The sequence below is a fragment of the Kibdelosporangium phytohabitans genome, assembly GCF_001302585.1.
Classification (GTDB): Bacteria; Actinomycetota; Actinomycetes; order Mycobacteriales; family Pseudonocardiaceae; genus Kibdelosporangium; species Kibdelosporangium phytohabitans.
On record NZ_CP012752.1, the window covers coordinates 11,325,337 to 11,342,902 of the forward strand.

The following is a 17,566-nucleotide window of genomic DNA, read 5'->3' on the forward strand; positions in this document are numbered from 1 at the left end:
AGTTAGCCATGCCCAGGTCGGTTGCGGTGTTCGACTGGCTCAACGCCCGCACCAGGCAGATCGCCGTGGCCGCGGTCGGCCTCAGCCTGCTGCTGGCCGGTGGGTACGCGATCATGCTCGGCAACGAGCTGCGGTACTCCGACGAACACGTCTACCTGGAGCTGACCCAGTCGCTGGTCGACGGCCGCGGCTTCGCGTTCGGCACCGGCGCGACCGCATACCGGCCGCCTGGCTACCCGTTCCTGCTGCTGCCGTTCCACCTGGTCAGCGGCGGCAACGTGTTCGTGATGCGGCTGGTGGGCGTGCTGTGCCTGGCCGGCGCGGTGTGGTTCGGATACCTGCTGGCCCGGCGGATCTCCCCGGTCGCCGGGGCGCTCGTCGCTGTCGTCACGGCCGCGTACCCGCTGTTCGTGTACACGGCGACCACGCTGTACCCGCAGATCCCGGCCCTGTTGCTGCTGCTGATGACGTTCGAGTTCGGTCTGCGTGCCAGGGACCGGTGGGTCTGGGCGATCCCGAGCGGGCTCTCGGCGGGGTTGCTGACCATCACCGTGCCGTCGTTCGCGCCGACCTTGCTGCTGCTCGTGTTGTTCGTCGGCTGGCGGGCCCGCAAGGCGATCGTGGTCCTGCTCGTCGCGGCGGCGATCATCCCCGTGCTGTGGTGCGTCCGGAACGCCGTCGTGATGGGCTCGTTCATCCCGGTGTCCACGAACAACGGTGTGAACCTGTTGCTCGGCAACAACCCCGATGCCACCGGCAGCAGCGGCACGAGCGTCGACGTTTCGGCGTACGAGCGGCGCGCCAAGGAGCTCGACCTGGACGAGGTCGGGATCGACAAGTTCTACAGCGACCAGGCCGTCGAGTGGATCAAGGCCAACCCCGGTGCGGCCGCGAACCTGTACGCCGCCAAAGTCGCGCACAACTTCGCCTACAGCGACACCCTCAAGACCGAGGGCCAGGGCGCGTCCGACCTGCTGGCCGCGTTGAGCTACTACCCGCTGCTCGCGCTGGCGTTGCTGCGGGTGATGGTCTCCAAACGGTTCCCGCTGCACCGGGTCGACAAGCTCTGCCTCTGGGCGATCGTGCTGAACGTGCTGCTGCTGGCGGTGTTCTTCACCAGGATCCGGTTCCGGGTCCCGCTCGACGAGCTGACGATCATCCTCGCGGCGTCCACTGTGGTCGCGTGGTGGGACAGGCGGCGCACGGCATGACCACGAAGAGCCCGATCCGCAAAGCGCTGCGGATGAGCCTGCTCAACACGGTGGTCGGCAAGCTCGGCACGTTCGTGACCGGCATCGTGCTGGCGCGGCTGCTGACCCCGCACGACTTCGGTGTCTACGCGATCGCGTTCGTCGCGCTGATCGCGTTGCTGTCGCTCAACGAGCTCGGGGTCAGCCTGGCGATCGTGCGCTGGCCGGGCGATCCGGAGCGAATCCGGCCGACGGTCACCACGATCTCGGTGGTCACCAGCTTCTTCGTCTACGCGCTGTGCTGGTTCGGCGCGCCGGTGTTCGCCGAGGCCATGGAAGTCCCGGAAGCAACCGGGGTCGTGCGCGTGCTGTGTGTCGGCGCCTTGATCGACGGGTTGAGCGCGCCGGTGGCGCAGCTGATGAACCGCGAGTTCAGGCAGGGCCTGCGGCTGTTCGTCGACCTGTCGAACCTGGTGGTGACGACCGGGGTGACGGTGTCGCTCGCGGCGACCGACCACGGCGCGTGGAGCCTGGCGTGGGGCCAGATCTCCGGCAACGCCGTTTCCTCACTGGTGCTGTTCGGGTTGAGCCGCAAGTGGCCGCGGCTGGGCTTCGACCCGAGACTGGCCCGTGAGCTGGTGGCGTTCGGGTTGCCGCTGGCCGGGGCGAGCCTGCTGATGGTCGCGATGTGGAACGTCGACAAGGTCTTCACCGGGCCGATGCTCGGCGCGTTCGCCCTCGGTCTCTACTTGCAGGCGTTCAACCTGGCTTCCTGGCCGGTCAACGTGTTCTCGCTGGTGGTCCGGCGGGTGTCGCTGGCCGCGTTCGCGCGTGTGCAGGAGGACCAGGGCGAGCGGCAGGCGGTGTTCGCCAAGATGACGATGCTGCTGGCGATCCCGACGCTGCCGGTCTGCACGGTCCTCGGCCTGCTCGCTTTGCCCGTTGTGACCACTTTGTACGGACATCCGTGGGCCGGGTCGGCGGTGGCGTTGCAGTTCCTGGCGCTGCTCGGGGTCGTGCGGGTCGCCTCGGAGCTGGCGTACGACTTCCTGGTGGCGCTCGGCCGTTCCCGCACCACGCTGTGGTTGCAGGCGGGGTGGCTCGTGGCGCTGCTGGTGTTCCTGCCGCTCGGTGCGTGGCTCGGCGGGATCGAAGGCGTCGGCATCGCGCACGCCGGAGTCGCTGTCGTGCTGGTGCTCCCGGCGTACGCGATGGCCGTGGCGAGGACAGGGATCTCGATCCGGGCGCTGGCCGCCCCCCTGGTGCGGCCAGTGCTCGGGACCGTCTGCATGGTCGCGGTGATCCTGGTGGTGCGGTGGTTGACCGAACCGTCCCTGCTCCAACTGTTGCTGGGCGGTGTTCTGGGGCTACTGGCCTACGCGCCCGCTGTCTGGCCACTGCGCAAGACCCTTGGCGCGTTGAAGTGACTTCCCGCAGGCGATGTCGCGGCCAGGCATGGCTCCACCGAGCAGGAAGCTCATCACCGGCTGGAGCACACACGGGTCCGCCGTGGCTCGCAGGACGCCGTGCCCCGCGTTGTCGGCGGTGATCAGGCGTGACCGATCGCCCAGCACCACGCGCATCGAACGCGCCCCGCCGACCGGTGTCGCCAGGTCACGCAGATTCTGCACCAGCACCACGTTCGGTCCGTGATCACCGATCCGGACAGCCGGTTCGGACGGCCGCGGCCAGAACGCACACGGGGAGATGTTGTACGACATACCGTTGGTGACCGGGTACTTCTGCCTGGCCACCAGGACGTCCCACTGGTACCGGGCGGCGCTGCGCGGCCAACGTGCTTCGTTGCACGTGATGCCCCAGAAGGTCGCGGCGAAGGACGAGCTGAACTTCAGCGGTGGCGGCGGCGTGAAGGTGCCGTTCCTGATCGACTGCAATGTCGTCGCCAGTTCCGGGTAGGTGCTTTCCTGGTACAGCACGTACCTGGCCGTCCCACGCAGCAGATTCCCGTTGTAGTGCCCCAGAGGCCGGGTATCGAGACGCCGGGCCAGCGCCAAGTAGGTGGAACGGACATCTGTCGCGCTGCCGCCGAGGCGGTACGTGGTGTCCCGCTCCGCCGCCCAGCCCGCGAAATCCGTGAAGCTCTCCTCCGTACCCGGCCCCCACGAGTTGAACACGCCACGCCAGATCCCCTTCGGGTCCACGACGCTGTCCAGCACGACCCGGTCCGTGCGCTGCGGGAACAACGAGGTGTAGACCGCGCCGAGGTACGTGCCGTACGAAACCCCGAAGTACGAGATCCTCTGTTCGCCCAGCGCGATCCGGATCCGGTCCATGTCCCGTGCCGTGTTGGCGGTGGTGACGTGCGGCATCAACCGGCCGTGGCGCTCGAAACACTGCTTGGCGACCTGCCGGGCGTAGGCGACCGACGCCGAGATGTCACCGTTCGGCGCCGGTTGCGGGAAGATCTTGATCGGGTCACGCTGGTCGTCGGTCAGCCCGCAGTCCACCGGCGCGCTGCGGCCGGTGCCACGCGGGTCGAACCCGATCAGGTCGTAGCTGTCCGCGAGCGGCTTGAACGCCCCGACCTCGACCGGCATGTCCAAGCCCGCGTTGCCCGGCCCACCCGGGTTGAGCAACAGGACACCGCGCCGCCGACCGGTCGCCTTCTTGCGGGACACCGCGATGTCGATCGTCGAGCCGTTCGGCCTGCTGTAGTCGACCGGAACCGTGACGGTCGTGCACTCGAACGGGAGGTTGCCCGGACACGGCCGCCATTCCGGTTTCGGTGACGCGACAGCCGTCGTAACCGCCAATGGCGTGACCAGGACCCCTGCTAGCAACGCCGTGAGTATTCGCATGCGACGAAGTGTTGCGGCTCCGCTACCACCAGTCAGTAAACCTGACCTCTCCGCGCCTGGTGGGCCTGGACCTACCCCGTTTTGCGGTTTCAGCAACAAAATTTGCCAAGCTTGGCCGGCGTCCGCACAGTGTGGTCATGAGCGAACACAGTCATGAGCACGGCGGCGGCTGGCACGAAGGCGTTGTGATGGACGAAGCGTTCTGGGACGACCTCTACCGCGAGAAGGAGCGGTGGAGCGGCAAGCCCAACCCCCAACTGGTCGCCGAGGTGTCCGGCCTCGAGCCCGGCACGGCGTTGGACGTCGGCTGCGGCGAAGGCGCGGACGCGATCTGGCTACGCGAACGCGGCTGGCAGGTGACCGGTGTCGACGTGTCCGGCATCGCGCTCGGCCGGGCCCGGGAACGCGACCCCGAGGTGACATGGCTGCACCTCGACCTGGTGAAGGACCCCGCTCCAGGTACGTACGACCTGGTCACCGCGCACTACGTGCACGTCCACCCGTTGTCGGACATGCGGGTGCTGCAACAGCGGCTCGCCGACGCGGTCGCACCCGGCGGAACACTGCTGCTCGTCGGGCACGACCAGAGCGAGATGGCCGAGGCCGACCTGAACCGACCGGACAACCCCGACCTCTACTTCACCGCCGAGTCCACGACTTCCCTGCTCCCCGAGGCCGAGTGGATCGTCGACGTCGCCGAGACACGGGCGCTCGACAAGCAGGATCACCGCATGTACGACTTCGTCCTCAAGGCACGACGGCGATGATCGTCGTGGTGTACCAGAGGTGTGAGGCAGCGATGTTGCGCGGCACCCGCAGCGGCGAGTAGGTCGCGTCCGGCCGGACCGGTTCCACGATCCGCAGCCCCGACTCGGCGTACCGCGGTCGCAGCCACACCTCGTCGAAGGCCACATTGGACTCGGGGTGCAGCTCGTCCTTGAGCCGGTGCTCGCCCATGTCGTGCGGCCACGCGTGGCGCAGGCTGCGGCCGGGCAGCAGCTTCTCGGAGTCCGAGTTGTACATGTTCCACGTGGACACGAACACGCCACCCGGCTTGAGCACGCGCGCGACCTGGTTCATGTAGTTGGTCGCGGCGGCCGGGGTCAGGTGCGTGAACAGCGATCCGGCGTACGCCAGGTCGAACGTGTCGTCGTCGTAGGGGAAGACGTACTCGGCCGCGTCCACTCCGGTGTCGTGGCCGATCGACGTCTGCACGTCCGCGTGCTTGAAGCGGAAGTTCGGGTGCGCTGTCGTGATGTTGCGCCGGCACCAGTCGATCATGTACGGCATCACGTCGAAACCGTCGTACTTGCCGCGTTTGCTCAGCACTGTGGTCAGCGGCTGGGCCAGCCTGCCCACGCCGCAGCCGATGTCGAGCACGTGGTGGTCGTGCTGCAGGCCACACAGCTCGCGCAGGAAGTCGACCTGGTCCGAACCGGTCTTCTTGTAGTCGAGCCAGAGTGGCGAGATGTCACCGCGGATGCGCCGCGGCGGCATGTGCGTGACGCGGGTGACCGCGTCCTCGGCGCTGTCGCGCACCGTCTTCGCACGATCCCGCCAGTTCAGTGTGGTCATCGAGACGCCTTTCCGTGTGACACGACGATCGGCCGGGCGTTGGCGTCATCGGTCGCGACCGTGCCACGCCACCTCTGGTACTTGGTCCGGACTTTCGTTGCCAGCACGCCGCTTCCGGAGCGGACGGCCTCGCCGGCGACCGCCCCGGTTGCGGGCCGGGTCCGCGCGGCGAACAGGTACTCGTCCTCCTGCACCTCCGCCGCGCGGGTCAGCGCGAACCTCTCGACGACGAGCCTGCGCGCGAACTCGCCGAGCGATCCCCGCAGATCACGGGATTCCAGCAGCGCCCCGATGTGCTTGCGCAGGTCCGGCACACCGTTGCCGCCGAGGCCGTACCAGCCTTGCTTGAGGAACAGCGGCGCGGTGTCGGACGTCAGCAACTCGCTGAAACCATCCTCGCCGACGACCACCAGCGGCTTGCCGAAAGCCATGCCGCGCAGGGCCGAACCGCCCTGGCCGACGATCACGTCGGCGGCGGCGTACGCCGGGCGCGGGTCCGCGACCTCGCCGGTCAGCCGGACCACTGTCCGCCCGGCCAGCGCGTTGGCCTTGGCCGCACGGGCTTCGATCTCGCCGCGTGAGCGACCGTCGCCGACGAGCACCAGCTGCACCTTGTGACCCGCGGCGGCCAGCGCGCCGACCGCGTCACAGGCCGCGAGCAGGCCCTCGAGTTTCAGTTCCGGCACCAGGCGGCAGATCATCGCGATCATGACCTCGTCCCGCGGAATGCCGTGTTCCTCGCGGAACACCGCGCCGTCCACCGACGGGTGGTCGGTCTCGGTGTCCACCGGCGGCTCCAGCAACGTCACACGGTGGTGCCCGGCGGCTTGAGCGGCTTCACGGATCGCCTCCGTGCCCACGATCAACGGGACCGTCCGGGGGAAGAACGGCACCACCGACATGGACATCACCGTGCCGACGACCGGCGTCCGCCATCTGAGACCAGGACCGAAGAACGCCTCGATCACCGGCGGCCACTCATAACCGTGCACGACGTGGATCCGTCGCCTCTGGACAGTCCGGACCAGGGTCGCGAGGACCTCCGGCGAGGGGTTGCGGCGCTCACGCGGGATCTCGATGTGTTCGAGGCCGAGCTCGTGCACGCGTTTGACCAGCGGCCCCGGCTCGGACAGCACGATCACCTCGTGGCCGCGGTCGCGGACCGCGCCCGCCAGCTGGATGGCGTTGAGCTGCGAGCCGCCGATCTCCATGGCGTGCGGGTAGACCAGGATTCGCATCAGGGCGTCACCCATCGCTCTTCGGGCAGCAGAACCCGGTCCCGCAGGCCGGGATCACACGCGACCAGGCCCGCGTCCGGCAGTTCGTAGACCAGGTCGATGGCGCCGAGCACCGGCACGCCGTCGACGTCCTTGCCGTGCATGGCGGGGTCGTCGTCGAGGAAGCCGACGGGAATCCAGGTGTACGGCCGCTTGCGGACAGCCGCGAGAGCGGCCTTCGCGCGGTCACCCGTACCGAGCAGGAGGATGGGAGCCACGCCTGCTTCATCGTTGGCGGACACCGGTTTCTTACCACTCATCGCGGCAATCCGGCCAGATGGGTGAAAGTTTCCGCGCGCGCGGCCCACGAATGCCGTTGCGCGACAGACCGTCGCTGCCCGACCACGTCCGGCGACGCCTTGTCGATCGCCGCTTCCACAACGGCGTCAGCGAATTCCCTGGCGGTCCCGCCGATCAGGATGCTGTCGGTCTCATCGGCCAACCGCTTGCTCGCGGGCAGGTCCGTGCTCACGACCGGCAGCCCCGCCGCGAGGTACTCCAATGTCTTCAACGGAAAGGACGCCCGGTTGAACGGCGTGTCCGCGTACGGCGTGATGCCCACGTCGAGCCGGGCGAACCACTGCGGCAACTGCTCGAACGGCACCGGGCCGACGTGGTGCACGTTCGGCCGCTGCAACAGGCCGTCGGCCCTGCCCGGTTCCCAGCCTGGCTCGCGCGGGCCGACGAGCAGCAGGCCGATCCCGGTGTCGGCGACCGCTTCGAGCACCGAGATGTCGATCCGGTCGCTCAACTGGCCGACCAGCCCGGCGATCCGCGCGGGAAACCCGTCCGGCACCGGCCCCGGCGGGCCGAGCTGGTGGTACGCCTCGGGATCGCACCCGTTCGGGAAGACGATCGGGTGCGCGCCGAGTTCGTGCCAGCGCTCGGCCAGTTCCGGCCCGACCGCGAGCACCAGATCGGCACGCGCGATGGCTTCCCGTTCCTCGCACAGGACGTGATGCGCGTCCTGGTTCATCAGCGAGGCACCGGCGACCCAGTCGTCCGTGCCGTACAACACGTCCACCACCCGATCGCCCCACCTGCCGAGCAGGTCGTGCTGGGTGCAGGCGATGAACACATCCGGCCTGCGCCCAGCTTTGCGCAGCGCCCAAGCGATCTGCGCGCGCACGAGCGGCCACGTCAGCGACCGCACGCCAGGCCGGGTCCAGCCCGGCGGACCGACCGGTGTCAACCGGGCGATCCGCGGTTCGAGCGGCCGCAGCAGCGGCCGCCACATCCGGCCTGTGCTGCCTCGGAACCGCGCCGGTGTCACGGGTGACACCGGCGGATCCACCCACAGGACGTCCACGCCCGCGTGGCGGGCCAGGGACTCGGCGAGCTGGCGCTCCGAGCCCTTGACCCCGTCCCACGTGACGCCGGAGGCGACGACTACCAGTGGCCTCATGGTGTGAAGACCACGTCCACCCAGTAGTTGCCACCCTGGAAGGTCGACTGGGGGAAGCCCGGCCCGACCTTGTAGACGCCGTTGGCGTTGCCCGGCCCGGACAGCGGTGCGCTCAGCGGGACGCTGGTCACCGCGGTCCGGTTGAAGTAGCCGCCGTCCGCCGCGTACCGGCCGTTCGGCGCGGTGTACGAGGCCACGTACGTCTGTCCTGCTTGGACGGCGACTGGTGTCGTGAAGGTCAGCGTCTGCCAGCCCGACGCAGTCTCGCCGGTGAACGTCCCCGTGGCCAGCTGGACCCCGGTGTTGCTCCACAGCGTTCCGGTGTGCGTGCCGGAGTTGCCGATTCCCTTGTAGAACCGCACGCCGGTGACGAACCCGTTGGCCGAGGTGGTGAACCGGACGCCGAGTTCGTAGCTGCCCGAGTCGTTCTCCGCCGTGACCGTCGGCACCGTCGCGTCGCTGAACAGGGTGCACGGGCACGTCTGGGTCGTTGTCGTGGTGAACGACCACGTGGTGGCGGTGGGCATGATGTTGCCGTTCACGTCAGCGATCTTGAAGCTACCGCTGTAGGTCGCTCCCGCCGTCAGGCGGGCCGCCGGCGTCCACGAGACCGTCTTCTGGTCACCGGACAACGACAACGTGCCGTTCAGCTTGGCACCGCCGGAGTCCTTCACCGTGAACTGGGCCGTCGACAAGTCGACCGGTTCGTTCAACGTCACCGTGATCGGTGCCGTCAGCGAGACTCCCGTGCCCGCGTTCGGCGGGTTGGTGCTGGTAACCGATGGCGGGGTGCTGTCGCCGTTGGCACCTGCCTGCCAGATCACGTCGACCCAGTAGTTGGTGTTGCCGTACGAGTTCGTCGGGAAGCCGCCGCCCGCGCCGTAGCGGTAGACGCCGTTGTTGCCGTCGACACCGCTGGGTAGCGCGTGCATCGGGCCGTAGTCGCCACCGGCGCCGTTGAAGTAACCACCCGTCACCGAGTAGCGGCCACTGGGTGCGTAGTACGAGACGATGTACGTCACTCCCGATTGGACACTCACCGGAGTGTTGAACAGCAGCGTCTGCCAGCCACCGCCCGACTCGTTGGTGAAGGTGCCCGTGGCCAGGCGTGTGCCGTTCGAACTCCACAGTGAACCCACGTGCGAGCCGGTGTTGCCCGGTCCCTTGTAGAAGCGGATGCCGTGCACGGTTCCCCTGCTGTCGAACCGGACCTTGGTGCCGACCTCGACCGCGGACGGGTCGTTCGCGGCGGCCTCGACCGGTGTGGCGAAGTCGTCCCAGATCGTGCACGGGCAGTTCACCGGTCGCGGGTTACCCGTGGTGAACGACCACGGGTACGGCGGGCTCGGGATCGAGTTGCCCGCGTTGTCCGACGCGCGGACGGTCGCGGTGAACGTCGTGCCCGACGCCAGCGGCTGGTTCGGCGTGAACGTCGCCGACTTGCCGTCCGGTGCCAGCGCGTACGTGCCCGGGATGGTCCCAGTCGGGCTGCTCACGCTGAACTGGAGTGACGAGGGGGCGATCACCTCGTCGAAGGTGATCTTCGGCGTGGCGTTCAGCCCGACGCTGCCGCCGTTGCTGACCGGGTTGGTCGACGCCACCAGCGGCGCCCGCGTGTCCGGCCCGGGGTCGTAGCCGTAGACCACGTCGACCCAGTAGTTCGCGTTCCCGAAGCTGCGGTCCGGGAAGCCGGACGCGCCCACCTTGTACACGCCGTTCGGTTCCGTGGCCGTGCTCTTCAACGCCGTCAACGGTTCCAGGCCGGTCGACGAGTTCGTGAAGTAGTTCGCGTCGGCCGAGTAGTGCCCGGTGTTCGTGTGGTAGCTGGCGATGTACGTGGTGTTCGCGTTGATCTGGACGGACTCCGGGAACGCCAGCGTCTGCCAGCCGAGTGCGGTCTCGTTGAGGAACGTGCCGGTGGCCAGCAGCGTGCCGTCGGTCTTCCACAGCGAACCGGTGTGCGAGCCGGTGTTGCCGACTCCCTTGTAGAACCGGACACCGCGGACGTACCCGGCCGCACCCGACTGGAACTTCACGCCCAGCTCCAGCGCGGTCGAGTCGCCGGAGTCCGGGGTGGCCGGAACCGCGTTGTCCGGCCAGATGCCGCACGGGCACGACCGCGGGTTGACTGTGACGTTGCGGGTGAACTCGCCCGAGAGGTTCGCCGAGTCGTCGACCGCTCTGACCTTGAAGGTCGCCTGGCCGGACTTGGACGGCGTGTAGACGTAGTTCCACGAGGTCTGCCCGGCCTGCCAGTTCACCGCGCGCCACCTGCTCCCGTCGACCGAGACCTCGATCCCCGCGGTCTTGCCGCCGGCATCGCTCACGGTGCCGTTGATCGTGTACGCCGAACCGACGATCGGTGAGAGCGTCGGGGAGATGCTGACGACCGGCGCGGTGGTGTCCGTGCTCGGGTCCGCCTGGGTGATGTCCCGCGGTGTTCTCGGCTGGACGTTGTCCATGTCCGCCAAAAGGTTCGCGGTGGCCTGGCGGATCCGCGGGTCAGCGGCGTCCTGCGTGTTGCGGATGTGTTTGTCCTCGAGGCCCCACGACCACTGGATGGAGCCCGCGGCGAAGATCAGCGCACCGCTTGGCTGGTGCCTGTAGAGCGTCAACGCGTGCGTCTTGGTTCCCGGGGCGTAGACGTCGCCCTCGTTCTGCAGGACGTACTGGCCGTCGTTCATCTCCACCGTGGTCCGCGAGAACTGCCCGACTCCCGGTGGCTGGAAACCGTTCTCCTCCACGGTGTCCCACTCGTACCCGAGGGTTCCCGGGTTGAACACCCACGCCTCGTTCGGCTGGGACCCCATCGGCGGGGCGTCGCGCCACAGCCGCAACTGGCGGTACCCGGGTGGGACGGTCAGCTGGTCGTTGCGCATTCCGTTGACCGTGAAGATCTGGCCCAGCAGGGAGTTCTCCGGCCTGCCGCCGTCCTTGGGCGGGCTGTTGCGCGGATCGCGCCACGTGCCGGTCCACTCGGTCGGGTGCGGGTCGACCTGGTTGGGTTTGGTCTCCTTGTAGCAGACCAAGGTGCGCCAGTCGGTCGCCGGACCGGCCTGGCTGGACTCCCACCGGGTCTTCCAGAAGATCTCGTTGCCGGTCATGAACGCCATGTTCACGCCGGCGTTGCGGGCGTCCTCCACGGCGGCGCGCTGCTCGTTCGACCAGTACTCGTCGTGGCCGACCGGCATGTACACCTTGTGGTTCTTGGCCAGGTGGCCGCGGCGCGACATGTCCACATTGGTCGTGTAGCTGACGTCGTAGCCGTTCTTCTCCAGCCACAGCAACATCGGGTACTCGGCGTTGAAGAAGAAGTTCTCCGGCTCGCCACCGATGATCGGCCTGTTGTAGCTGACCTTGTAACCCGAGCCGCCGTTGCCCTGCGACGTGCCGGTGTAGAAGCTGTTGCCCTTCGGCGGGTCGTTGGGGGTGGCCCGGTTGCCGTAGGTGTTGTACGCCTGCCAGGTCGCGTCGGCGGTCTGGAAGAGGATGTCGGAGTGGCTGGCGTCGTTGCGGACGACGAAGACGATGTCGCTCTCGCCGATGACGCCGTCGCCGTAATCGCGGCGGAGCACCGCGTAATAAACACCGGAAACCGATCCGGCCGGCACGGTCCACTGCATCGTCGTGGACCAGTTTCCACAATCCACAATTCCGGTGTCCTGTGCCGGATTGGCCGGATTGTCCTCATAGCAGTTCGGCTGGGTGACGGAATTCACTTGCTGGTTGTTGACGAGCTTGCGCGCACCGGCACCGCCGTAGTATCCGAGCCGGTAAATGTCGAACCAGAACGTCGGCGCATCGGTCTTGACCTTGAACTTGACCGTCTCGCCCGGGGCGTAGCTGATGTTGTCGGTGAACCCGGCGATCGAGTCGTCGATCGACGTGATCATCCAGTTGTCGGCGGTATTCGGCGCCAGGGTGTTCTCGCAGGCCACAGGGTTGGCAGGAAGCGCGCACGGCGCGGGAGGCGTCGGCTGCGCGGCGTGTGAGCCAGGCACGACGCCCATAACAGTGATACTGGCGGCCACCAACGTGACGCCGATGAGGTGAGCGATTCTTCGCCGAGATCGCTCGAATACCGAACGCATTGCTCCGCCTTCCAGCCTGACACCTCTTTGTCCCCTGTCGTCGCTGGAAAAATCGACATGCCCGCAGTTGATGTTACGACTTTCGGGGGAGAACGCCCGAAAGGGTGGTCAAATTTTGGTCACGTTGCGCGATATACAAATATCGTGAGTGGTTTGGCCGGTTCTAACCGGCCAAACCACTCACGAGGGGACGGGGGTCAGCCGCAGTTGACGAGCAGCACGCTCAGCACCCGGCACGTCGTGGCGGCCGAGTTGTTGGCGCTGTCGGGATCATTCGGGCTCGACGCGGTCTTCGTCGCCGAGAGCTGGTACGGCAGTCCGATGTGGAGCAGGCCGATCGGCACGGAGAACGAGGCCGTCGCGCTCGCGCCGGGCGCCAGCTCGCCGAAGGCGCAGACCGGGGCCGCGCCGCCGGTGCAGCCACTGCCCGCGTTGGCCGTGAGACCCTGCGTCAGCCCGCCTTTCACTTCGGCGGAACGCATCCGGCCGGGCCCGTTGTTGGTGACCCGCACAACGACGTCGATCTTGGGTACCAGCAGACCGGTGCGCGGTGTCGCGGTGACGGCGACGGCCGGGTCGGCCCTGTCGATCACCGTGAGCGTCGCCACATTCGCCGGGAAGATCGCGTAGTTGCGGCCGAACAGCTGCCCTTGCACCGTGTGCACCGCACCTTGGGCGCCGGGTTTGACGCGCAGCGTGAACGTGGCGGTCTGCGACTCGAACCCGCTCATCGCGCCCGCCAGGATCGCCTGGTAGCCGGTCGGGCCGGTTGGTCCGTCCACTGTGGCACAGGACGCGACGCCGGGACCGGTGCACGAGACAAGCTCGGTGTATTCGGTCAGCGTCGTGGGCGTGCTGAACAACCGCAGCGTCGGGTTGAGGATGCTGAACTGGTGGACGTTGTGGACGGTCTCGGTGACCGTGAACGTGTCACCCGGCTGGACTTCGGCGGGGGACACGACCGCCTCGACCTCCACCGGGTCCGCGTAGGCGGGGGTGGCGGTGCACAGCGCGGCAAGGACGGTGCAAACGAACAGGACGGGCCTGATCCTCATCGATATGTTCCCATCAGTAGGCCCCCTGCCCGGTGACCACGGCCCGCACCGTCTTCCACAGGATCACTGCGTCGAGGGTGAGCGACCAGTCCTCCACGTACCGCAGGTCCAGCCGGACCGACTCCTCCCACGGCAGGTCGCTGCGACCGCTGACCTGCCACAGCCCGGTCATCCCCGGCTTGACCAGCAGCCTGCGGCGCACGTCGGGGGCGTAGCGCTCGGTCTCCTCCGGCAACGGCGGACGCGGCCCGACCAGCGACATCGACCCGGAGATGACGTTGAACAGCTGCGGCAGCTCGTCGAGCGAGTACCGGCGCAGCACCGCGCCGACCCGGGTCACCCTCGGGTCCTTGCGCATCTTGAACAACGGGCCCGAGCCCTCGTTGGCGAGGTTGCCGCGCAGCTTGTGCGCGTCCTTCACCATCGTCCGGAACTTGATCATGGTGAAGGACCGGCCGTCCTTGCCGACCCGCCGCTGCCGGTAGAACACGGCACCGCGGCTGTCGGTCATGATCAACAAGCTGATCACCAGGATCAAGGGGGAGAACACGGTCAGCAGCAGCCCGGAGCCGACCCGGTCGACGATCTCCTTGACCACCCGGCGCGCACCGCTGAAGACCGGCGCGCTCACCCGCAGCAGGGGCATGCCCAGCACCGCGCTGACGTGTAATCGCGGCCCGGCCACCTCCATCAGCACCGGCGCGACGACCATCTCGGCCTCGCTGCCCTCGAGGTTCCAGGCCAGCTCCTGCAGCCGCCGCGGGGTCCAATATGGATCAGAGGCGATCGCCACGACCCGGTAGCCGCCGCGCCGCACGTGCTCGGCAAGATCCTTCAACCGCCCGACAACGGGAACGCCTTCGAGCTCGCTGCCGCCGTCACCGCCGCTGTCGCCGCGGCCGTCGAAGGTGCAGACGGCTTCGACCCGCCAGCCGAGGTGCGGGGTCTGCCTGGTCCGCGTGATCAGGTCGCGTGCCGTGTCCGCGCTGCCCGCGACCAGCACCGGTAGCAGGCACTTGCCTTCCTTGCGCGACTTGTGCAGGAACCTGCGCAAAAGATAGCGCTGGGGGAACGAAAGCAAGGCGATCGTGGGGATCGCGACGAACACCCAGAGCCGGATGTTGGTCGAGTCGAACGCCAGACCGCCGAGCGCGAGCACGACCGCGGCGGAGAACAACCCACGGCCGAGCCTGCCGAACTCGTCGGCGCCGTGGCCGAGCACGTTCGGGCTCCACGCGCGGTTCATCAGCAGGGAGCACAGAACCAGTGCGACCGTCGTCACGCCCAGCACGACCCACAGGTGCTGCCAGTTGGCCGAACCCCTGGCACCGAACAACAAGCCGACCACGGTGACCGAGACCACAGTGGCGATCACGTCGCTGAGCACCACCGAGCGCCGGTAACGCGGCTCCCACGCGGCGATCGGGGCCTGGCGGGGCTCGCCGATCGGCAGCAGCGCCGGTGGCAGCGACCGGGCCCGGTGCGGCGGCAGGCGGCGGTGGGCGCCATGGCGCGTCGGGCTGGCTTGCTCACCCATCGTGTGATCCCCCCGGTTATCGGGTTCGGGCAAAGGCTTTCCCCGCGAATGATCGGCGACCACCCGCTGACGTCGAAGCAAAATCGTTGATGCGTAACAACTCGATCTCGACGCCTCGGTGCGTCGCCAAACCATCAGTCGCTCGCGTAGTTCCAGCCGTTACGCGCCGGGTTAACCGGTTTTTCCTCCAGCTCGCAGCGGGTTCGGTCGGTGAGTTCCCGACTGATCATCGTCCGGCCAACCGAATTCACCCGAAACGGTCGCAGAGACGGGCAAATGGCGGCGCCACCCCCGGCACGGGGTAGGCCGAACGGAGCCATGCGCCACGCGCGGTGCTTTTCACGACACGGCGCGCCGCCAGGCAAAGTACGCCCGATCGGGGTGGTGTCAACCTGAGAATATTTACCTTTGTCACCCGGCCGGCTGAGACGAATGGCCGCTGTCGAGCCGTCGCGGCGCCGCGTACCGGCGCAGTGCCGGGGCAACTGGCCGCCCCGTCAGGAAACCGGTTACGCCGCCCGCGTCCAACGCCTTGCGGTACATCGACAACGCGTCGGCCGCAGCGTCCACTGTGTGCTGGACGTCGGCGGCGGTGTGCGCGGCGGAGATGACGAACGACTGACCGAGCACCCCACGGCGCAACAACTCCTGGAGAAACAGTGTTCGGAATGCCTGCGACGGGTTGCCTTCGTGGTCCTTGGTGGTGAAGATCAGGCACGACGGCCTGCCGATCACGGACACGTGCCCGGCGATCCCCAGATCGGTGGCGGCAGAATTCACGCCATCGGCCAGAGCGATCCCCGACCGTTCCATCACCCCGACGGGATCGCCATTGGAATAGGCCTCGACCACCGCGCGAAAAGCAGCCAAAGACACGGATTCCGGGCCGTGGGTGGTCGACAGCAGGAACACGCGCGGCTCGCCGGTTCGCAACCCGCCCAGCTCCATCAGCTCCCGTTTGCCTGCCAGCGCGGAGATGGGGAAGCCGTTGCCCATCGCCTTGCCCCAGCACGACAGGTCCGGCGTCACGCCGTACACCTGCTGCGCACCCCCGGCTGACCAGCGGAAACCGGTGATCATCTCGTCGAACACGAGCACAGTCCCGTGCTTGTCGCACAGCTCTCGCACGCCTTCGAGGAAGCCCGGTGCCGGCTCGGCCAACGCGGTCGCCGCCTCCAGCACGACCGCCGCGATTCGTCCACTGTGCTCGGTGAACAGCGTTCGCAGCGAGTCCGGGTCGTTGTAGCCGAACCGGCGGATCCGCTCGGTCGTCGACTGTGGAATGCCCGCGTCCATCGGTGTGGTGCCGATGAACCAGTCGTCCACGGAGTAGAACGGCTGGTCGCAGATGGCGATCAGCTCACGTCCGGTGGCCGCGCGGGCCAGCCGGACCGCCGCGGTGGTGGCGTCCGAGCCGTTCTTGGCGAACTTCACCATGTCCGCGCCGGGCACCAGCCGCAGGAAGTCCTCCGCCGCGGCGAGTTCCAGCTCGGTCGGCCGCGAGAAACTCAGCCCGTTGGCCAACTGCTCACGCACGGCGTCGACGACCGGTTCGTACGCGTGCCCGAGCGTGACGCTGCGCAGGCCCATTCCATACTCGACGTACGAGTTGCCGTCGACGTCCCAAACGGTCGCCCCTTTGCCCCTTGCCAGGACGGGCGCCATGCCTTCCGGGTACTGGTCGGCACCGCGCGCATACGTGTGCGCGCCGCCGGGCACGAGCTCGTGCAGACGCGCCTGCAACATGGCAGACCTGCGGAAATCGTCGTTCACCTGCACAACCTCCCACACCTCGTAGCCGCGCTGACACAGAGAGGTACCCTGCGCGCGTGACAGAGCGGCGCGTACCAGTTGGCACGGTAATGGTCGACGCCCTGACCGAGGCGGAGGTCGTCCACCAAGTCCGGGACACCTGGCAGGACGGCGGCTGGATCCTGACCGCGAACGTCGACATCGTGCGCGCCATCAGCCGGGACCGGTCGCTGGTCAGGCTCGCGTCCACGGCGACGTTGACGGTCGCCGACGGCATGCCGCTCGTCTGGGCGGGCCGGATCGCGGGGCGGGAGATCCCCGAACGCGTCACCGGCAGCTCCCTCGTGCACACGCTGACCCGTGCCGCCGCGCTGGACGGCCGCTCGGTGTACCTGCTCGGCGGTGCCCCTGGTGTCGCCGAACGCGCCGCGGCCGTGCTGCAGGAGCGGTCGCCCGGGTTGAAGATCGCCGGGATCGCCGCGCCGCCGGTCGGCTTCGACCAGCGTGAGGACACGCTCCAGGCGGTCATCGACGACGTGGTGCTCGCCCAGCCGAGCCTGGTGCTGATCGGGATGGGTTTCCCCAAGCAGGAGAAGCTGATCCAACGGCTGCGCGAGGTCATGCCCAACGCCTGGTACGTCGGCTGCGGCGCCGGGATCCCGATGGCGTCCGGCGACTCCAGGCGCGCGCCCGTCACGCTGCAGAAGCTCGGCCTGGAATGGGCGCACCGGCTGGCCATGGAGCCGCGCAGGCTGGCCCGCCGCTACCTGCGCGACGACCTGCCGTTCGCGCTCCTGCTGCTCGCGGGCGCGGCCGTCCGCCGGGTGCGCCGTTAGTCTCGTCGCTCCGGAGTGCGTCCGGCACG

Annotated in this window: 13 protein-coding genes; 4 read left to right on the forward strand and 9 right to left on the reverse strand. The window is 68.1% G+C overall.

What is annotated here, in order from left to right:
- Positions 1–8: 8 nt before the first annotated feature.
- The gene (locus tag AOZ06_RS50860; protein WP_054295951.1) at positions 9–1,211 is read left to right on the forward strand and encodes a glycosyltransferase family 39 protein; all 1,203 of its coding nucleotides are present in this window, start codon (positions 9–11) and stop codon (positions 1,209–1,211) included.
- Positions 1,184–2,617, forward strand: a complete 1,434-nt coding sequence (locus AOZ06_RS50865; protein WP_157233696.1) for a lipopolysaccharide biosynthesis protein — start codon at positions 1,184–1,186, stop codon at positions 2,615–2,617. The genes AOZ06_RS50860 and AOZ06_RS50865 overlap by 28 nt, the downstream gene beginning before the upstream one ends.
- Here the strand turns inward: AOZ06_RS50865 and AOZ06_RS50870 are convergent.
- Entirely contained in the window at positions 2,558–4,009 is a 1,452-nt protein-coding gene (locus AOZ06_RS50870) for an alpha/beta fold hydrolase (RefSeq protein ID WP_063810261.1), read from the reverse strand. The two genes, AOZ06_RS50865 and AOZ06_RS50870, sit on opposite strands and share 60 nt — an antisense overlap.
- 137 nt (positions 4,010–4,146) lie before the next feature.
- On the opposite strand from AOZ06_RS50870, the gene AOZ06_RS50875 reads away from it, so the two are divergent.
- Positions 4,147–4,776 (forward strand): class I SAM-dependent methyltransferase, encoded by a 630-nt coding sequence (locus AOZ06_RS50875; protein WP_083472476.1) that lies wholly within the window; start codon positions 4,147–4,149, stop codon positions 4,774–4,776.
- Here AOZ06_RS50875 and AOZ06_RS50880 read toward each other — a convergent pair.
- The 8 genes from AOZ06_RS50880 to AOZ06_RS50915 form a co-directional block, all read right to left on the reverse strand.
- Entirely contained in the window at positions 4,757–5,584 is an 828-nt protein-coding gene (locus AOZ06_RS50880; protein ID WP_054295953.1) for a class I SAM-dependent methyltransferase, read from the reverse strand. The two genes, AOZ06_RS50875 and AOZ06_RS50880, sit on opposite strands and share 20 nt — an antisense overlap.
- Complete coding sequence (locus AOZ06_RS50885; protein WP_054297522.1) at positions 5,581–6,822, reverse strand: glycosyltransferase family 4 protein; 1,242 nt, start codon at positions 6,820–6,822, stop codon at positions 5,581–5,583. The genes AOZ06_RS50880 and AOZ06_RS50885 overlap by 4 nt, the downstream gene beginning before the upstream one ends.
- Positions 6,822–7,079: a nucleoside-diphosphate sugar epimerase/dehydratase gene (locus AOZ06_RS50890; protein ID WP_157233697.1), complete on the reverse strand. Its 258-nt coding sequence runs from the start codon at positions 7,077–7,079 to the stop codon at positions 6,822–6,824. The genes AOZ06_RS50885 and AOZ06_RS50890 overlap by 1 nt, the downstream gene beginning before the upstream one ends.
- A 38-nt stretch (positions 7,080–7,117) precedes the next feature.
- Positions 7,118–8,266, reverse strand: a complete 1,149-nt coding sequence (locus AOZ06_RS50895; protein ID WP_054295955.1) for a glycosyltransferase — start codon at positions 8,264–8,266, stop codon at positions 7,118–7,120.
- Positions 8,263–12,276, reverse strand: coding sequence for a DUF4082 domain-containing protein (locus AOZ06_RS50900; protein ID WP_083472477.1), 4,014 nt, complete (start codon positions 12,274–12,276; stop codon positions 8,263–8,265). The genes AOZ06_RS50895 and AOZ06_RS50900 overlap by 4 nt, the downstream gene beginning before the upstream one ends.
- A gap of 278 nt (positions 12,277–12,554) precedes the next feature.
- Positions 12,555–13,412: a COG1361 family protein gene (locus AOZ06_RS50905; protein WP_054295957.1), complete on the reverse strand. Its 858-nt coding sequence runs from the start codon at positions 13,410–13,412 to the stop codon at positions 12,555–12,557.
- Positions 13,413–13,425: 13 nt separating this feature from the next.
- Entirely contained in the window at positions 13,426–14,949 is a 1,524-nt protein-coding gene (locus tag AOZ06_RS50910) for a sugar transferase (protein ID WP_083472478.1), read from the reverse strand.
- 411 nt (positions 14,950–15,360) lie between these two features.
- Complete coding sequence (locus tag AOZ06_RS50915; RefSeq protein ID WP_218921909.1) at positions 15,361–16,722, reverse strand: glutamate-1-semialdehyde 2,1-aminomutase; 1,362 nt, start codon at positions 16,720–16,722, stop codon at positions 15,361–15,363.
- Positions 16,723–16,778: 56 nt separating this feature from the next.
- Here AOZ06_RS50915 and AOZ06_RS50920 point away from each other — a divergent pair, with 56 nt between their 5' ends.
- The gene (locus AOZ06_RS50920) at positions 16,779–17,537 is read left to right on the forward strand and encodes a WecB/TagA/CpsF family glycosyltransferase (protein WP_236951994.1); all 759 of its coding nucleotides are present in this window, start codon (positions 16,779–16,781) and stop codon (positions 17,535–17,537) included.
- Positions 17,538–17,566: the final 29 nt, after the last annotated feature.

What these genes read in the sequence shown, in the direction of transcription:
- AOZ06_RS50860 (WP_054295951.1), top strand. Translation starts at nt 9, where the DNA reads ATGCCCAGGTCGGTTGCGGTGTTCGACTGGCTCAACGCCCGCACCAGG.
- AOZ06_RS50870 (WP_063810261.1), bottom strand. Translation starts at nt 4,009, where the DNA reads ATGCGAATACTCACGGCGTTGCTAGCAGGGGTCCTGGTCACGCCATTG.
- AOZ06_RS50875 (WP_083472476.1), top strand. Translation starts at nt 4,147, where the DNA reads ATGAGCGAACACAGTCATGAGCACGGCGGCGGCTGGCACGAAGGCGTT.
- AOZ06_RS50880 (WP_054295953.1), bottom strand. Translation starts at nt 5,584, where the DNA reads ATGACCACACTGAACTGGCGGGATCGTGCGAAGACGGTGCGCGACAGC.
- AOZ06_RS50885 (WP_054297522.1), bottom strand. Translation starts at nt 6,822, where the DNA reads ATGCGAATCCTGGTCTACCCGCACGCCATGGAGATCGGCGGCTCGCAG.
- AOZ06_RS50895 (WP_054295955.1), bottom strand. Translation starts at nt 8,266, where the DNA reads ATGAGGCCACTGGTAGTCGTCGCCTCCGGCGTCACGTGGGACGGGGTC.
- AOZ06_RS50900 (WP_083472477.1), bottom strand. Translation starts at nt 12,276, where the DNA reads ATGGGCGTCGTGCCTGGCTCACACGCCGCGCAGCCGACGCCTCCCGCG.
- AOZ06_RS50905 (WP_054295957.1), bottom strand. Translation starts at nt 13,412, where the DNA reads ATGAGGATCAGGCCCGTCCTGTTCGTTTGCACCGTCCTTGCCGCGCTG.
- AOZ06_RS50910 (WP_083472478.1), bottom strand. Translation starts at nt 14,949, where the DNA reads ATGGGTGAGCAAGCCAGCCCGACGCGCCATGGCGCCCACCGCCGCCTG.